Source organism: Microbacterium sp. SORGH_AS_0428, from assembly GCF_031453615.1.
Lineage (GTDB): Bacteria > Actinomycetota > Actinomycetes > Actinomycetales > Microbacteriaceae > Microbacterium.
The window spans coordinates 965,785-981,540 of the sequence record NZ_JAVIZT010000001.1; the positions used below are offsets into that span (position 1 = coordinate 965,785).

10 protein-coding genes are annotated in these 15,756 nt (G+C 70.1%); 3 read left to right on the forward strand and 7 right to left on the reverse strand.

Annotation, left to right across the window (positions count from 1 at the left end):
• Position 1 precedes the first annotated feature (1 nt).
• Together QE374_RS04735 and QE374_RS04740 are read right to left on the reverse strand one after the other, a co-directional pair.
• Complete coding sequence (locus QE374_RS04735) at positions 2–1,270, reverse strand: hypothetical protein (RefSeq protein ID WP_309732613.1); 1,269 nt, start codon at positions 1,268–1,270, stop codon at positions 2–4.
• A 38-nt stretch (positions 1,271–1,308) separates the two neighbouring features.
• Positions 1,309–2,148 carry an NAD(P)H-hydrate dehydratase gene (locus QE374_RS04740; protein ID WP_309732614.1) on the reverse strand — a complete coding sequence of 280 codons (840 nt, stop codon included), beginning with the start codon at positions 2,146–2,148 and terminating at the stop codon, positions 1,309–1,311.
• A 28-nt stretch (positions 2,149–2,176) separates the two neighbouring features.
• On the opposite strand from QE374_RS04740, the gene QE374_RS04745 reads away from it, so the two are divergent.
• Positions 2,177–3,241: an NADH:flavin oxidoreductase/NADH oxidase gene (locus QE374_RS04745; RefSeq protein WP_309732616.1), complete on the forward strand. Its 1,065-nt coding sequence runs from the start codon at positions 2,177–2,179 to the stop codon at positions 3,239–3,241.
• A 7-nt stretch (positions 3,242–3,248) separates the two neighbouring features.
• Here QE374_RS04745 and QE374_RS04750 read toward each other — a convergent pair whose 3' ends face one another.
• Positions 3,249–4,301 carry a hemolysin family protein gene (locus QE374_RS04750; protein WP_309732618.1) on the reverse strand — a complete coding sequence of 351 codons (1,053 nt, stop codon included), beginning with the start codon at positions 4,299–4,301 and terminating at the stop codon, positions 3,249–3,251.
• The gene (locus tag QE374_RS04755) at positions 4,298–5,629 is read right to left on the reverse strand and encodes a hemolysin family protein (protein WP_309736621.1); all 1,332 of its coding nucleotides are present in this window, start codon (positions 5,627–5,629) and stop codon (positions 4,298–4,300) included. The genes QE374_RS04750 and QE374_RS04755 overlap by 4 nt, the downstream gene beginning before the upstream one ends.
• 444 nt (positions 5,630–6,073) lie before the next feature.
• Between QE374_RS04755 and QE374_RS04760 the strand changes: the two genes are divergently transcribed.
• Positions 6,074–6,487: a hypothetical protein gene (locus QE374_RS04760; RefSeq protein ID WP_309732619.1), complete on the forward strand. Its 414-nt coding sequence runs from the start codon at positions 6,074–6,076 to the stop codon at positions 6,485–6,487.
• Positions 6,488–6,607: 120 nt separating this feature from the next.
• Here QE374_RS04760 and QE374_RS04765 read toward each other — a convergent pair whose 3' ends face one another.
• Positions 6,608–8,065 carry a GuaB1 family IMP dehydrogenase-related protein gene (locus QE374_RS04765; protein ID WP_309732620.1) on the reverse strand — a complete coding sequence of 486 codons (1,458 nt, stop codon included), beginning with the start codon at positions 8,063–8,065 and terminating at the stop codon, positions 6,608–6,610.
• A 157-nt stretch (positions 8,066–8,222) separates the two neighbouring features.
• On the opposite strand from QE374_RS04765, the gene QE374_RS04770 reads away from it, so the two are divergent.
• Positions 8,223–11,897, forward strand: coding sequence for a multifunctional oxoglutarate decarboxylase/oxoglutarate dehydrogenase thiamine pyrophosphate-binding subunit/dihydrolipoyllysine-residue succinyltransferase subunit (locus QE374_RS04770; protein ID WP_309732621.1), 3,675 nt, complete (start codon positions 8,223–8,225; stop codon positions 11,895–11,897).
• Between the two features lie 60 nt (positions 11,898–11,957).
• Here QE374_RS04770 and QE374_RS04775 read toward each other — a convergent pair whose 3' ends face one another.
• Together QE374_RS04775 and QE374_RS04780 are read right to left on the reverse strand one after the other, a co-directional pair.
• Positions 11,958–13,259 carry an alpha/beta hydrolase-fold protein gene (locus tag QE374_RS04775; RefSeq protein WP_309732622.1) on the reverse strand — a complete coding sequence of 434 codons (1,302 nt, stop codon included), beginning with the start codon at positions 13,257–13,259 and terminating at the stop codon, positions 11,958–11,960.
• Positions 13,256–15,745, reverse strand: coding sequence for a DUF2156 domain-containing protein (locus QE374_RS04780; protein ID WP_309732623.1), 2,490 nt, complete (start codon positions 15,743–15,745; stop codon positions 13,256–13,258). The genes QE374_RS04775 and QE374_RS04780 overlap by 4 nt, the downstream gene beginning before the upstream one ends.
• Positions 15,746–15,756 lie beyond the last annotated feature (11 nt).

A 15,756-nucleotide genomic window follows, 5' to 3' on the forward strand; every position in this document is an offset into this window, starting at 1 on the left:
GTCAGGCGGTGAGCACGCGGGGCGTGCGGGTGAAGCTCGAGCGTGTGCGCACCCGAGCGAGCTTGACCACCGTCCACGCGGCGATCACGACGAGCAGGATGTTGCGGACCGTGATGACCACGACCGGGAACGGCAGCGCCACCAGCAGATCGAAGTAGACCATCGGATAGATGATCTGCGTCGCACCGGCGATCGCGAGCACGAGGACGGCGGGACCGTACCAGCGCCTGCGGTCCAGGACCAGGGCGATCACCAGCGGCACGCTCAGCCACACCATGTACTGGGGCGAGCCGACCTTGTTCAGCGCGATGAAGGCGGCGACGAGTGCGAGCGAGAGCGTGGGGAAGACGGCGCTGAAGTGAGCGCCGCGCCACATCTTGTACGCACCCAGCGCCGCGATGCCCAGCACGCCGACGGCCAGCAGAGGCGTCATCACGGCGATCACCGGGTTGACGGCGGGGCCCGACACCTCGAACGTCAGAAGATCGGGGTCGTAGAAGATCTGCGAGGGGCCGCCGAGCATCGCGTCCCACAGGTAGAAGGTGCTGACGGGCGATTCCACCTGCAGTCCTCGACCGGTCTGGTCGCTGACGAACCCGAAGGCGTAGGCCGCACCGCCCAGCAGCAGGACGGCGCCGAGCGTCACGCCGCTGACGGCGGCGGCCGCGCCGATCACGGCGAGACGTCGACGGACGGCGATGACCGCGGCCGCCAGGAGGGCCGCCGGCCACACCTTGATCCACGTGGCCACGGCGAGAAGACCGGCGCCGAGCCACGGACGGCCGACCAGCCACAGCGCTCCCATGATGCCCAGCGGCACCGTCACCGCATCCAGTCGGTAGAGCGCGACCGGGCCCATCAGCGCGATGAACGCGAGCCAGAACCAGGCCGCCGTGACACGTCCGCGGGAGCGTCCGCGCCCCACGAGGACGGCGAACGCGGCGGCATCGACGAGGCCGACCATGATCGCCCACGCAGGCGTGTACGACACCGCCCAGGCGAACAGCCACGTGGCGAGCATCGGCAGCATCGCGAGCTGCGGGTAGACCCAGGCGTCGGTCAGTCCGACGAAGCCGTAGTAGGCGCTGACCTCCTGGCCCGTCGCCGTGTCGGTCTGCGGCCACCACCCACCGTTCAGGTACGCGCCCGACCACGGCTCGTACACCCGATAGACGTCGCCCATGGGTTCGTTGGGCATGACCCATCCGAGAACGGAGACCCCGATATGGACGACGAGGAAAGCGATCCACAACAGAGCCCGTCTCGACACGGGCCTCATCCTACGTGGCGTGCCACGGAGCTTCCTGATCAGCCGTGGGTCGCGAGGGTCGCCCCCACCGCCCGCGGCAGGTGCTCGGCGACGTCCCCCGCCGTGATCGGACCTCCCCGGCTCCCCCGGCGCTCGGCGGCCAGCGCGCCGGCGCGTCCGTGCAGCCACGCCGCGGCGGCCGCTGCATCCGCCAGTCGTTCCGGCGAGGGATCGCCCGCCGCGACCGCACCCGCCACGACCGCTCCGAGCGCACCCGCGAGCACGTCTCCCGTGCCGGCGGTGGCGAGCCAGGGCACGCCGGAGCGGATGCGGCGAAGGCCGCCGTCGGGATCCGCCACAAGCGTCACGGATCCCTTCAACAGGACGACGGCGCCCATCTCGCGAGCGGTCTGGAGGGCCTCGTCCTCCCTGTCGCCGAGGGGCGCGAGCCCGAGGGCGTCGCGAAGCCGCGCGAACTCCCGGGCGTGCGGAGTGAGGATCGTCGGAGCCGCGGCATCGGGCGCCAGATCGAGCGCCCCCGCGTCCACGACGACGGGGTCGCCGCCGGCCAGCACCTCCCGCAGCGCCGCGGTCTCGGACGGATCGCGAGACGCGGCATCCGTTCCCGAGCCGATCACCCAGGCTTGGACGCGTCCGGGCGCGGTGACCGTCTCGGGTCGGTGCGCCAACACCATGTCCGCCGCACGAGAGGGCCCGATGTAGCGCACCATCCCGCATCCGGTGCGCCAGGCGGCACTCACTCCCAGCACCGCCGCGCCCGGATAGGCCGCCGACCCGGTGCGCAGGCCCACCACCCCCCGGGAATACTTGTCATCGTCCGCTGTTGGCATGCGAAGGATGCGCGCGGTACGCGCCGCATCCTGTTCGATCGCCGTCATGGCGCCACCCTATCCGCGAAGGAGTACCGTGACCGCGCTGTTCAGCCCCTACACGATTCGAGGCGTCGAGTTCCGCAACCGGCTGTGGGTGGCCCCCATGTGCCAGTACAGCGCGAAGGACGGCTTCCCCGGCGAGTGGCACCACGTGCACCTCGCCCAGTTCGCGTCCGGCGGAGCGGGTCTGGTCATCAGCGAGGCGACCGCGGTGTCACCCGAGGGGCGCATCTCCCCCGAGGACACGGGCATCTACTCCGACGAACAGCGCGACGCCTGGGCGCCCATCGTCACGGCGATCCACGCCCGCGGTGCGGCCGCCGGGATCCAGCTCGCCCACGCCGGGCGCAAGGCGTCGACCTACTCGCCCTTCTCCGGGCATCGCGGCACCGTGCCGGCCGAGGCCGGCGGATGGGAGACCGTCGCCCCCTCGGCGATCGCCTTCGAGGGGTACGCCACCCCGCGCGAGCTCACGCTCGACGAGATCGACGCGCTCGTCGCCTCCTTCGCCTCCGCCGCGCGCCGCGCTGTCGAAGCGGGCTTCGACGTCCTCGAGGTGCACGCCGCACACGGCTACCTGCTGCACGAGTTCCTCTCGCCGCTGTCCAACCACCGCACCGACGAGTTCGGCGGCCCGCTCGTGAACCGCGCGCGTCTCCTGCTTCGGGTCGTCGCCGCAGTGCGCGACTCGGCGGGCGAGCTTCCCGTCTTCGTCCGCTTCTCCGGCACCGACTGGGCAGAAGGCGGCTGGGACATCGAGGAGACCGCACAGGTCGCCGTCTGGGCGGCGGAGGCCGGCGCCGACTTCTTCGACATCTCCTCCGGCGGGCTCGTCGCCCACCAGGACATCACCGTCGGCCCCGGCTACCAGGTTCCGCTCGCCCGTCGCGTGCGCGATGAAGGACTCGCCGTCAGCGCCGTCGGACTCATCGAGACCGGCGCGCAGGCCGAACAGGTTCTGCAGGACGGCGACGCGGACGCGATCATGGCAGCACGCGAATGGCTCCGCGATCCGCACTTCGCGCTCCGCGCCGCCGATGAGCTCGGTGTCGTCGGCCCCTGGCCGCCGCAGTACGAGCGCGCCGCACGCCGCCGCTGAATCCGATTCAGCGGCCGCGCCTGGTCGCGTCCTGCACTTCGCCGATCAGCTCCTCGATGACGTCCTCCAGGAACAGGACGGCGGTCGTGTTGCCCTGGGCGTCGCGCACCTGAGCCAGGTGACGCCCCGCCCGCCGCATGGCCGCCAGCGCATCCTCCAGGTCGGTCGTCTCCTGCACCTGCACCATGTGGTGGATCCGCTTGCTGGGGATCGGACGGTCGACCGAGGGGTCGACGCCGTCCTCGGCCACGCGCAGGACATCCTTCAGGTGCACGTAGCCGACCGGCATCCCCTCGTCGTCGACGATCACGTAGCGCGAGAAGCCGTGGCGGGCGACCGCGCGCTCGATCTCGTCCGGAGTCGTCAGCTGCGGCAGCGTCACCAGATCCTCGAGCGGGACGGCGACGTCGCCGGCATCCTTGTCCGTGAACTCGACGACCGCGGACACCGTCCCGGCCGCATCCTCCAGGACGCCCTCGATGCGCGACTGGTTGACGATCGTCGCCACCTCTTCGAGCGTGAAGGTCGAGGCCGCCTCGTCCTTCGGCTCGACGCGGAACAGGCGCACGACGTGGTTCGCGATCCAGTTGAGCGTGACGATGACGGGGTGGAACACCCGCGACACCCCGACGAGCGGCGGCGCCAGCATGAGCACCGCACGGTCGGGCACGGAGAACGCCAGGTTCTTCGGCACCATCTCGCCGAACACCACGTGCAGGTAGGACACCAGCACGAGCGCGACGATGAACGCGATGACGTCGACCGCCGCCTCACCCCAGCCGGTCAGCTCGAGCGGCACGGCCAGCAGGTGGTGGATCGCCGGCTCCGAGACGTTCAGGATCAGCAGCGAGCAGATCGTGATGCCGAGCTGACACGTCGCGAGCATGAGCGTCGCGTGCTCCATGGCCCACAGCGCGGTCTTGGCGGAGCGCGACCCCTTCTCCGCGAGCGGCTCGATCTGAGAGCGCCGCGCGGAGATCACGGCGAACTCCGCGCCGACGAAGAACGCGTTGAACACCAGCAGCACGACCAGCCAGAGGATTCCCGCCCAGTCGCTCATCGCGTCCGCTCCTGCTCGTCGATGTCCGCATCCTCCGGGACGGGTCTGGGGGTGAAGCGCACGCGGTCGACGCGGCGACCGTCCATGCGCACGACGGCGAGCGTGCCGTCCTCGATCTCGACCTCGTCGCCGACGGCCGGGATGCGGCCGAGCTCGGCCATGAGGAAGCCGCCGAGGGTGTCGTAGACCTCGCCCTCCGGAACCCGGACGCCGGTGCGATCCAGGACCTCGTCCGGACGCAGCGCCGCCGACACGGTGAGCGAGTCCACCCCGCGCACGATCTCGGCACGGCGACGGTCGTGCTCGTCGAGCACTTCGCCCACGATCTCCTCGACGAGGTCCTCGAGGGTGACCACACCCGCCGTTCCGCCGTACTCGTCGAGCACGACGGCCATCTGGTAGCCGCGGGCACGAAGCTCCGCCACGAGCTGATCGAGGTGCACGGTCTCGGGCACCCGCAGCGGCTCGGTCGCGAGGGCGGCGGCGGGCACCTCGGTGCGGCGCTCGCGGGGAACACCGACGGCGGCCTTCAGATGGACGATGCCGACGATGTCGTCCATCGAGTCGCCGAAGACGGGAAAGCGGCTGTGCCCGGTCTTGCGGGCGAGCTGGATGACGTCGTCCGCCGAGTCGGATGCCGCGACCGCGTGCACCCGGGGGCGCGGCGTCATCACGTCGTCGGCGGTCAGGCGCGCGAAGGTGAGGCTGCGATCCAGCAGCGACGCCGTGTCCTCCTCCAGCACGCCGGCGCTCGCGGATCGGCGCACGAGGCTGGAGAGCTCCTCGGCGGTGCGGGCGCCGGAGAGCTCTTCCTTCGGCTCGATGCCGATGGAGCGCAGGATGCCGTTCGCACTGCCGTTGAGCACGGACACCGCCGGACGGAACACGGTCGTGAACGCGACCTGGAACGGCATGACCAGCTTCGCGGTCTGCCGCGGGATCGCGAGGGCGAAGTTCTTGGGGACGAGCTCGCCGAGGATCATCGAGAAGACGGTCGCGATCGCGATGCCGATCGTGGCCGCGAGCCCCACCACGATCGCCTCCGGCACACCCCAGCCCGCGAGCACGGGACGCAGCAGGTTCGAGATCGCCGGCTCCATCGTGTAACCGGTCAGCAGCGTCGTCAGCGTGATGCCCAGCTGCGCGCTCGACAGGTGGGTCGAGGTGATGCGCAGCGCACTGATGGTCATGGCGAGTCGCGACTCACCCGCATCCCTGCGCGATTCGAGGTCTGCGCGGTCGAGATTCACCAGCGCGAACTCACTGGCGACGAACAGACCGGTTCCGATCGTGAGCAAGAGCCCCACGCCCAGCATGACGTAATCCATCACACGTCACCTCCCTCGGGGGAGGCGGGTCGGTGGGGCCATCGTCTGCAACTGGGAGGGTCGTCCATCGTGCCGGACAGTCTACGGGAGCCCCGGCTCCTGCGTCCCGTTCCTGTGCACTCCGCCCGCACCGCTCCGCCCCGCCCCGCTCGCCATTGCCCGAGTTGCGTCGTATATGCGCATCCGCCACAGTTCTGCGCAATCGCGACAGACCGTGACTGTCGCGATTGCGCACATGTGTCGCCCCCGGTGGCAGGTCGGCCGACAACCGGCATGCGCCGCCCCCTCCTCCCCCGGGCGCAGGATGCGGCGCGTCCTCCCACGGAGACGGATGCGGCGGCGCACCCCCGCGCAGCGCGCCGCACGATGGCCGCATGACGTGGCGCGACGCTCCCCCGCTCACCCGCCTTCGCCGACGGCGCGGCCGCCCTCCACGGCATCGACATGCTCGGCGAGTGGCCCGCGCGGCTGGATGTCTCCGTCGAGGCGGATGCGGGAGGGCGCTCGACCGGGCTGATGCGTCGGCACACGCGCGCGATGGCGGAGGCGGAGCTCCTGACGTGGGGCGACTGCTTCGTCACCAGCCCGGCGCAGACCGCGCTCGACCTCGCCGCATCCGGTCCGCTCGTGCAGGGAGTCGCCGCGATCGACCAGGCCATCTGGCCCGGGCGTCCCGGTGGGGCGCTCGCCACCCTCGCGCAGGCTCTCGCGGCGGAGAAGGATCGGGAGGATGCGCTCCGGCGTGCGGTCAGTGGGTTCTCGCGGTGGCGTGCCGGCGATCTCGATGACCCGCGGCGCCTGTACGACATCCTCCGCGGCGCCGGACTCCCGACATCCCGCCCGCGTCCGCTGGGCTAGCCGCGCTGCCGCCACACTTCTGCGCACCTGCGCCTGTCAATACGTGTGGCGGATGCGGAAAAGTGGCGCATCTGCGCACATGCGACGCAACTCGGGCACCGGAGGGCGCGCCGAGACGGGTCACCAGCTGACGGGAAGGGCCTTGCCCTCCTCGTAGCCGGCGGCCGACTGCAGCCCCACCAGCGCGCGCTCGTGGAACTCGGGCACGGTCGCCGCCCCCGCGTAGGTGAACGAGGAACGCACGCCCGAGGTGATCATGTCGAGCAGGTCCTCGAGCCCCGGCCGCAGCGGGTCGAGGTAGATCTTCGATGACGAGATCCCCTCGGCGAACAGCTCCTTCCGGGCGAGCTCGTAGGCGTCCAGTCCGCCGAACCGCGCGTGCACCGCCTTCGTCGAGGCCATCCCCCACGACTCCTTGTAGACCCGTCCCTGCGCATCCGCGAACAGCTCTCCGGGAGCCTCGATGGTCCCGGCGAACCAGGAACCGACCATGACGGATGCGGCACCCGCCGCCAGCGCGAGCGCCACATCCCGCGGGTAGCGCACGCCGCCGTCCGCCCACACGTGCGCGCCCAGCTCCCGCGCGGCCGATGCGGTCTCCAGCACGGCCGAGAACTGCGGCCGGCCCACGGCGGTCATCATGCGCGTGGTGCACATGGCACCGGGACCCACACCGACCTTCAAGATGGACGCTCCCGCGGTGACGAGATCGTGCACGCCGTCCGCGGTGACGATGTTGCCCGCCACGAGCGGCAGCCCGAGGTCCAGCTCCGCGACGGCGCGCAGGGCGCGGAGCATGCCCTCCTGGTGCCCGTGGGCGGTGTCGAGCACGAGCACGTCGACCCCCGCGGCGGCCAGCGCACGCGCCTTGGCGGCCACGTCGCCGTTGATGCCGACCGCCGCAGCGACGATCAGGCGCCCGTCGACGTCCACCGCCGGGCGGTACAAGGTCGAGCGCAGTGCGCTGCGCCGTGAGAGCGTGCCGACGAGGTGGCCGCGCTCGACGACGCACACCGTCTCCGCATCCGCCGCGACGAGCAGGTCGAACGCATGACGGGCGTCGATCACGTCGTCAGCGTCGATGGCGAGAGGCCGGGCGCGCACGAGATCGCCCAGGGTCGCGTCCGGCAGCGCGGTCGCGAGGCGCGTGGCCGGCACGACGCCGACGACGTCGGCCAGGTCGAGGGATGCGGCCGAGGGATCGGCCACGACGATGCCGTACCCCTCTGTCGCGGGAAGGAGCTTGGTGGCGTCCGCCGCTGTCGCCGTCGGAGGCAGCACGATCGGGGTGTCCCAGCGCACGGGCTGACGCTTGACCCACCGGATGGCGGCGTCGAGCTCCTGCAGCGGCATGTCCTGCGGAAGCACGCCCAGTCCGCCGCGCCGAGCGAGCGTCGCCGCGAGCCGCGCACCGGTGACGGAGTTCATGTTGGCGGAGACGAGCGGAATGCGCATCGCTGTGCCGTCGCCCGGCGACAGGTCCACATCCAGACGACTCGTGATCCCGGAGCGTCGAGGCACCAGGAAGACGTCGGAGTAGGTGAGGTCGGTCTCGGGTTGCGCGCCGTAGAACTCCATGTCTGCAGAGCGTACGCCGCCCATACTCCGACGGGCCTGTCAACAGCGACGCGCCGGGAGCGAAGCCCGGAATACTCGACTAGGCTTGCGTGTCGTGCGTGTGGGCCCACGACGGCCCCGCATTGCGGATGAATCTCACGAAAGCGGGCGATCGAGAGTGTCGAGCCAGGTGACGGGCGTCGGAGTATCGAACGAAGGAGAGTTCGGAGCCAATGAGTGGCTCGTCGAGGAACTCTACGAACAGTTCCTTGTCGACCGTAACTCGGTCGACAAGTCCTGGTGGCCGGTCCTGGAGGCCTACCACTCCCAGGCCGGATCGGGCGGCGCCCCCACGGCCGCGCCCGCCGCATCCGAGCCCCACCCGGTGACCGCGCCCATCCCCGTGATCGGCTCGCAGCCGGTGGCACGTACGACCGGCAAGCCGGCCAAGCCGCAGCCGATTCCGGCGCAGGCCCCCAAGGCCCAGCCCTCCGACCCCGCCGGCGAGGTGCAGGAGGACGTCGTCACGACGCTCAAGGGGATGACGAAGACCCTCGCCGCCAACATGGACGAGTCGCTGACGGTGCCCACCGCGACGAGCGTTCGCACCGTGCCGGCGAAGCTGATGATCGACAACCGCATCGTCATCAACAACCACATGGCGCGAACCCGCGGCGGCAAGGTGAGCTTCACGCACCTGATCGGGTGGGCGCTCATCCAGGCGCTCAAGGAGTTCCCGAGCCAGAACGTCTTCTACGCAGAGGTCGACGGCAAGCCCTCGGTCGTCGCTCCCGCCCACATCAACCTGGGCATCGCGATCGATCTCCCCAAGCCCGACGGCACGCGCGCGCTCATGGTGCCGAGCATCAAGCGCGCGGAGTCGCTGACGTTCAACGAGTTCCTCGCCTCCTACGAAGACCTCGTCAAGCGCGCCCGCACCAACAAGCTGACCGCGGCCGACTTCCAGGGGACGACGCTCTCGCTCACCAACCCCGGCGGCATCGGCACCGTGCACTCCGTGCCCCGCCTCATGAAGGGTCAGGGCTGCATCATCGGCGCGGGCGCCCTCGAGTACCCCGCCGAGTTCCAGGGCTCGAGCGAGAAGACGCTCGTCGAGCTCGGCATCGGAAAGACGATCACGCTGACGAGCACCTACGACCACCGTGTGATCCAGGGCGCCGGCTCCGGCGAGTTCCTCAAGAAGGTCCACGAGCTGCTGATCGGGCAGCGCGACTTCTACGAGGGCATCTTCGCGGCGCTGCGCATCCCGTACGCCCCCATCCGCTGGGGCAGCGACATCAACGTCGACCTCGCGGAGCGCATCGACAAGGGCGCGCGCGTCCAGGAACTCATCAACTCCTTCCGCGTCCGCGGGCACCTGATGGCAGACATCGATCCGCTCGAGTACGTGCAGCGCACGCACCCGGATCTCGAGATCGAAAGCCACGGGCTCACCTTCTGGGACCTCGACCGCGAGTTCATCGTTGGCGGCTTCGGCGGCAAACGACAGATGAAGCTCCGCGACATCCTGGGCGTGCTGCGCGACTCCTACTGCCGCACCCTCGGCATCGAGTACATGCACATCCAGGACCCGGTGCAGCGCAAGTGGTTCCAGGACAACGTCGAGGTCAAGTACCAGAAGCCCGGCCACGACGAGCAGCTGCGCATCCTCTCCAAGCTCAACCAGGCCGAGGCCTTCGAGACGTTCCTGCAGACCAAGTACGTCGGCCAGAAGCGCTTCAGCCTCGAGGGAAGCGAATCGGTCATCCCGCTTCTCGACGAGATCCTGCAGGGTGCGGCCTCGGCGGGCCTCGACGGCGCCGCCATCGGCATGGCACACCGCGGACGCCTGAATGTGCTGACCAACGTCGCCGGAAAGACCTACGGCCAGGTCTTCCGCGAGTTCGAGGGCACCAGCCTCCCCGGCAACAAGCGCGGCTCGGGCGACGTGAAGTACCACCTCGGCACCGAGGGCACGTTCCAGTCGGATGCGGGCACGGAGCTCCCGGTGATCCTCGCCGCCAACCCCTCCCACCTCGAGACCGTCGACGGCGTGCTCGAGGGCATCGTGCGCGCCAAGCAGGACCGCAAGCCGATCGGCACCTTCGCGTGGCTGCCGATCCTCGTCCACGGCGACGCGGCCTTCGCGGGCCAGGGCGTGGTCGTGGAGACGCTGCAGATGTCCCAGCTGCGCGGATACCGCACCGGTGGCACGGTGCACGTCGTCATCAACAACCAGCTCGGCTTCACGACGCTGCCCGTGGACGGGCGCACCTCGGTCTACGCGACGGATGTGGCCAAGACCATCCAGGCCCCCATCCTCCACGTGAACGGTGACGATCCCGAGGCCGTCGTGCGTGCGGCCGAGCTCGCCTTCCGGTACCGCCAGGAGTTCCACCGCGACATCGTCATCGACCTGGTCAGCTACCGCCGCCGCGGTCACAACGAGGGCGACGACCCGTCGATGACGCAGCCGCTCATGACGAACCTCGTCGAGGCGAAGCGCTCGGTCCGCCGCCTCTACACGGAGTCGCTCGTCGGTCGCGGCGACATCACCGAGGAGGAGTACGAGCAGGCCAAGCGCGACTTCCAGGACCGCCTCGAGGTGGCCTTCGCCCAGACGCACGAGGCCGAGACGGGGACCCATCCGGTCGTCGCTGAGAGCGTCGAGGTCGAGCGGGCCGTCGGCGAGCCGGAGACGACCGGTGTGTCGACCGACGTCGTCCAGCTGATCGGCGACGCCTTCGTGAACAAGCCCGACGGCTTCACCGTGCACGCCAAGCTGCAGCAGTTGCTCGACAAGCGGCACACCATGAGCCGTTCGGGCGGTATCGACTGGGCGTTCGGGGAGCTGCTCGCGTTCGGCTCGCTCCTCGTCGAGGGCACGCCGGTGCGCCTGGCGGGCCAGGACTCCCGCCGCGGCACGTTCGTGCAGCGCCACGCCGTCTTCCACGACCGCAACAACGGCCAGGAGTGGCTGCCGCTGACGAATCTCAGCGACGGTCAGGGACGCTTCTTCGTCTACGACTCGCTGCTCAGCGAGTACGCGGCCGTCGCGTTCGAGTACGGCTACTCGGTGGAGCGCCCTGAAGCGCTGGTGCTGTGGGAGGCGCAGTTCGGCGACTTCGCCAACGGAGCCCAGACCGTGATCGACACCTACCTCTCGTCGGCCGACCAGAAGTGGGGCCAGCAGTCGAGCGTCGTGCTGCTGCTCCCTCACGGATACGAAGGCGCCGGCCCCGACCACTCCTCCGCCCGCATCGAGCGCTTCCTGCAGATGTGCGCGCAGGAGAACATGACCGTCGCGCGTCCCTCGACGCCCGCCTCCTACTTCCACCTGCTGCGCCGACAGGCCTACGCCCAGCCGCGCCGTCCGCTCGTCGTGTTCACCCCGAAGGCGATGCTGCGTCTGCGCGACGCCGTCAGCCCCGTCGAGGCATTCACGCAGGGCAAGTTCGAGCCGGTGCTGGACGACGAGCGCGGCATCGACAAGAACGCCGTCACGCGGGTGCTGCTGCACGCCGGCAAGATCCACTGGGATCTGCGCTCGGAGCTCGACAAGAACCCCGACGACCGTGTGGCTCTGGTGCGTCTCGAGCAGTACTACCCCGCGCCGATCGACGAGCTGAACGCCGTGATCGACAGCTACCCGAACGCGGAGCTCGTGTGGGTCCAGGAGGAGCCAGAGAACCAGGGCGCGTGGCCGTTCATCGCCCTCGAGGTCGTCAAGCACCTGCACGACCGCACGATCCGTGTCGTCTCGCGCGCCGCATCCGCCTCCCCGGCGGCCGGTTCCGCGAAGATGCACCAGATCGAGCAGGCCGAACTCCTGCGCCGCGCTCTCACCTTCTGAGACGCTGCACGTGAAGGCGGGCTCCGGGATACCGGGGCCCGCCTTCTCTCGTCCCGGGCGTCACCCCGCGGCGGGTGCCTCCAGGCCGAGGCGGGGCGCGAGCGCGCCGATCGCATAGTCCAGCCCCTTCTGGAGAACGGGTCCGGTGTGCCCTTCCCCCGGGATGGTCTGCGTGAGCACCGCGAATCCGGCCGCGTGTGCACGCGCGGCGTTCGCGACCTGACCCGGGCCGAACTGCGCGTCCTGCTCACCGTGCGTGAAGACGGCCTCATGCCCCGCGTACTGCCCGGGATGCGCGGCGAGCAGCGCAGCCGGACTCGCCGCGTCGAAGGCTGCACGATCTCCTCCGAAGACCTCTTTGACCGTCTGATCGATGTGTTCGGAGCCGGGGTACTCGTTGCCGGAGATGTCCATGATGTTGCCCCAGGTCTGCGGGAACTGGGCACCGTATGTGAGAGCGCAGGCTCCCCCGTTCGAGTAGCCGCCGATGACCCAGTAGGCGGGGTCGTCGACGATGTTCAGATGCGCCCGCGCGTACGCGGGGACATCGACGTTGAGATACGTGGAGACCTTCCCGTACTTCGTGGAATCCGCGCACGCGGGGTCGACATCGACCGAGCCGAGCTGATCGGCGACGATCGCGATCGGAGCGAGGCCGTTGTGGGCAGCCGCGAAGGCGTCGAGGCTCTTGGCCAGCACCGTCGGATCGGGGGTGCCGGGCTGGCCCATCATGAACACCAGCAGCGGCAGACGTGGCGGGTCCGGCACCAGAGCTGCGGGCGGCAGGTACAGCGCCGCGTCTCGCGCCTGGAAGCCTGTGGCCGGGATCTTCTGATCCCCCGACAGCGCACTCACTCGGCCTTTCGAGGGCATGCCCGCCGGCGGTGTCCATGTCTGGTAGAGGGTCGCTGCGTCCCCCGATGCGGCAGACGTCCCCGGCAGCGGAGCACTGTCCAATGCCTGTATGCCGAGGATCGCGGCGAGATTTCCGGTGAGTCCGTAGGCGGCATTGACGCTCACCCCCATCCCGATCACGCCGGTGACGATCAGCAACGCGGCCACCGCGCGACGCCACCACGGACGGACGAGCACCCCCACCGCGCCCATGGCGACGGTCGCGACACCCGCCGACATCCAGAGGGCGGCATGCACCGGAAGCGGCCCCTGGAAGACGTCCCATGCCTCCAGCAGATGGGCGCCGGCGTAGCCGATGACGGCGCCCGCCGCGGCGGTGATCAGCAGACGGCGGATGCGGCGCGGCGGCACGATGAGGACGACGAGCGCGCACACGGCGGCGACCGACCAGACCACCCATCGCAGCGGACTGTTGATGAGCTCGAGAGTCAGCAGCCACTGGATCATCTGTCTCCTCCTCGAGCGCTGCGCAGCAGCGCCAGCACATCACGCACAGTAGCGTCGGGCAGGTAGGCGCGACCGATGGCGGTGCCGATCCGCGGGAGATCGACCGGGTCACCGTACGCCAGCCAGATCGTGCGATACCGAGGGTGGAACTTCCGCTTGAAACGGAAGAGCGAGTCGAAGCCGTAGGCCGGCTCGAGGGTCTGCGCCAACCAGCCCAGCACCCCCGAGAGGATCGTCGTGTCGCCGGGCGCTTCGGCATCGGGCTTCACCGCCATCGGAGCCCCGGAGAGGCTGAGCTCCGCCACCCCGTCTGCGGCCGCCTGCTGCGCTGCGCGAGCGATCGCGAACTCCATCAGTCCGTTGGGCCCGTCGGCCCGACGCCGCATGAAGTCGAGCGTCCATCCGGTGCGCGCCCCGCCGCGCCAGGAGGGCATCCAGCTCGTCACGACCTGGATGCGGCCGGCGTCGTCGACCGCGAGCAGCAGCGCCACGTCCGGATCCATGATCTCGTCCAGCGTGCCCAGGGTGAATCCCATCTCGGGCAGCGCCTTGTCGGCGACCCACTGCTCGTCGATCTCGCGGATCTGCGAACGCTCGGCGGCGCTGAGATCCGCCCACCGCGTCCAGACCGCCGTCATGCCTTCGCGTTCTGCGCGGGTCACCGGCTGGCGCACCTTCTGCCACTGCTTGCCCTCGAGAGTGACCTCGGAGGCGTCCAGCACCGTCTCCTCGCCCACGGAGACGTACTTCCATCCCATGTCATCGAAGACCGGCAGAGCGTCGTCGTGGATGCTGTAGAAGGCCGCCGTCCACCCCGACTCGCCGCAGAAGTCGACGAAGCCCCTGATGGCGCGCTCCTGCTCTCCACTCGGCGCGAGCGGGTCACCGACCGCGAGAGCGACATCGCCCACGAGGCGGTACGCGACGGCGCAGGTGCGGTCGACGCTGTACCAGTAGCTGGTGCCGCGCCAGGTCCCGAGGAACGAGAGGGTCCCGCCGCCCCGACGCAGCAGATCGCGGTACAGGCGCGCATCCGCATCCTCGGGACGACGGACGCTGCGGTAGAGGCGCACGAGAGCGAGGACGACGATCGCCCAGAAGACGACGCCGACCCACTGGTAGATCCAGAGGGCTGCGCCGTGACGCGGGAACGGCGGCTGGCCGATGCCCTGCAGGAAGGCAGGAGGCACGAACCGGCGCCATGACTCGACGACGATGTCCGTGAGCGTCGGGGTCACGTCGAACGACTGCCGCAGCAGCGTCTCACTCGCCACGAAGACGGCACCGCAGGCGAGGAAGGCGATCAGCACCGTCGCCGCGAAGGTTCGGGCCGCATGACGGGTCGCGCGAACGGGGAACCGTCGCCGCACCACGATCAGCGCCGAGGCGCTCGCGACGGGTACGCCGATCGAGGCGATGCCCCACAGCAGGTACTCGAGTCCCGACCCGTCCGCCCAGGGCTCGATGGCGAGCTCTCCGCTGAGCAGCGCGTAGAGGGCGAGGACGGCCAGCACGCCCTGGACGCAGACCGCCAGCACGAGGCCGGCGCGGCGTCCGCGTCGAAGACCCAGTGCGGCCACGATCAGCAGCACCAGCGGCACGAGGGCGAGGAGCACGGGTCCGACGCCGCGCGTGAGCACGAGCGCGAACTCGTGATCGCACACGGGTCGGTAGCTCACCTCGCACCGCTGGACGAGATGCTCGTCGAAGGCGAGGAAGGACGAGGCCACCAGGGAGAACGGACCCCGACCGCCGCCCGCGATCACCGCGGCGAGCGGCCCGAGACCGGTGATCGCGACGAGCACCGCCATCAGAGCGCGCACCTCGCGCGAGGAAGATCGGTGCCAGTCCAACCGGGGCATCCGCCGCGCCATGAGTGACCCCGCGACGAGTCCCAGCAGGGCGGCGATCAGCCGGTACCAGGAGTCGGCATCGCCCGCGTACAGGGCGAACATGACGACGGTGGCGAGCGCGACGAGCCTGATCCGACGCCGCCAGAGAGCGGAAGAGAGAGCGGATGCGGCCAGCACGCCCGCGAAGATCCCCATCGACGGATCCAGCACGGGGTCGTTGGACTCCAGGGGCCGAAGCTCGTCGAATCCCCATAGCACGGCGTGCGCGAGCGCGCCGAGAAGGATCGAGAGGACTCCGCCGCACAGGAACACGATCGCGGACCGGAGATGCCCCAGCAACGACTCCGCGTACGCGAACGCCGTCAGCGCCAGAAGAATGCTCAGGAAGACTTCGACCGTCGAGTCGGGCACGACCAGAGCGGTCACGACGGACCACCATCTGCCGTCGGCGAGCGCCGCAGCGCCGCTGCCCCATGCCGTCGCGTCCGCGCCCCACAGCGAACCGGTGGCGACGGAGGCGGTGAGGATGAGAGCCGCGAGGCCGAGGCTGACAGGATGGTGCGCCGCGTATCGACGCACCTGCGCCGATGTGATCACGTGGCGCCGGGTGCGCGACGAGTCCGCCTGTGACACGCGACCTCCCA

Coding starts and splice junctions, on each gene's coding strand:
- QE374_RS04740 (WP_309732614.1), bottom strand. CDS start 2,148: ATGACGGCGATCGAACAGGATGCGGCGCGTACCGCGCGCATCCTTCGC.
- QE374_RS04750 (WP_309732618.1), bottom strand. CDS start 4,301: ATGAGCGACTGGGCGGGAATCCTCTGGCTGGTCGTGCTGCTGGTGTTC.
- QE374_RS04755 (WP_309736621.1), bottom strand. CDS start 5,629: ATGGATTACGTCATGCTGGGCGTGGGGCTCTTGCTCACGATCGGAACC.
- QE374_RS04760 (WP_309732619.1), top strand. CDS start 6,074: ATGCTCGGCGAGTGGCCCGCGCGGCTGGATGTCTCCGTCGAGGCGGAT.
- QE374_RS04765 (WP_309732620.1), bottom strand. CDS start 8,065: ATGGAGTTCTACGGCGCGCAACCCGAGACCGACCTCACCTACTCCGAC.
- QE374_RS04775 (WP_309732622.1), bottom strand. CDS start 13,259: ATGATCCAGTGGCTGCTGACTCTCGAGCTCATCAACAGTCCGCTGCGA.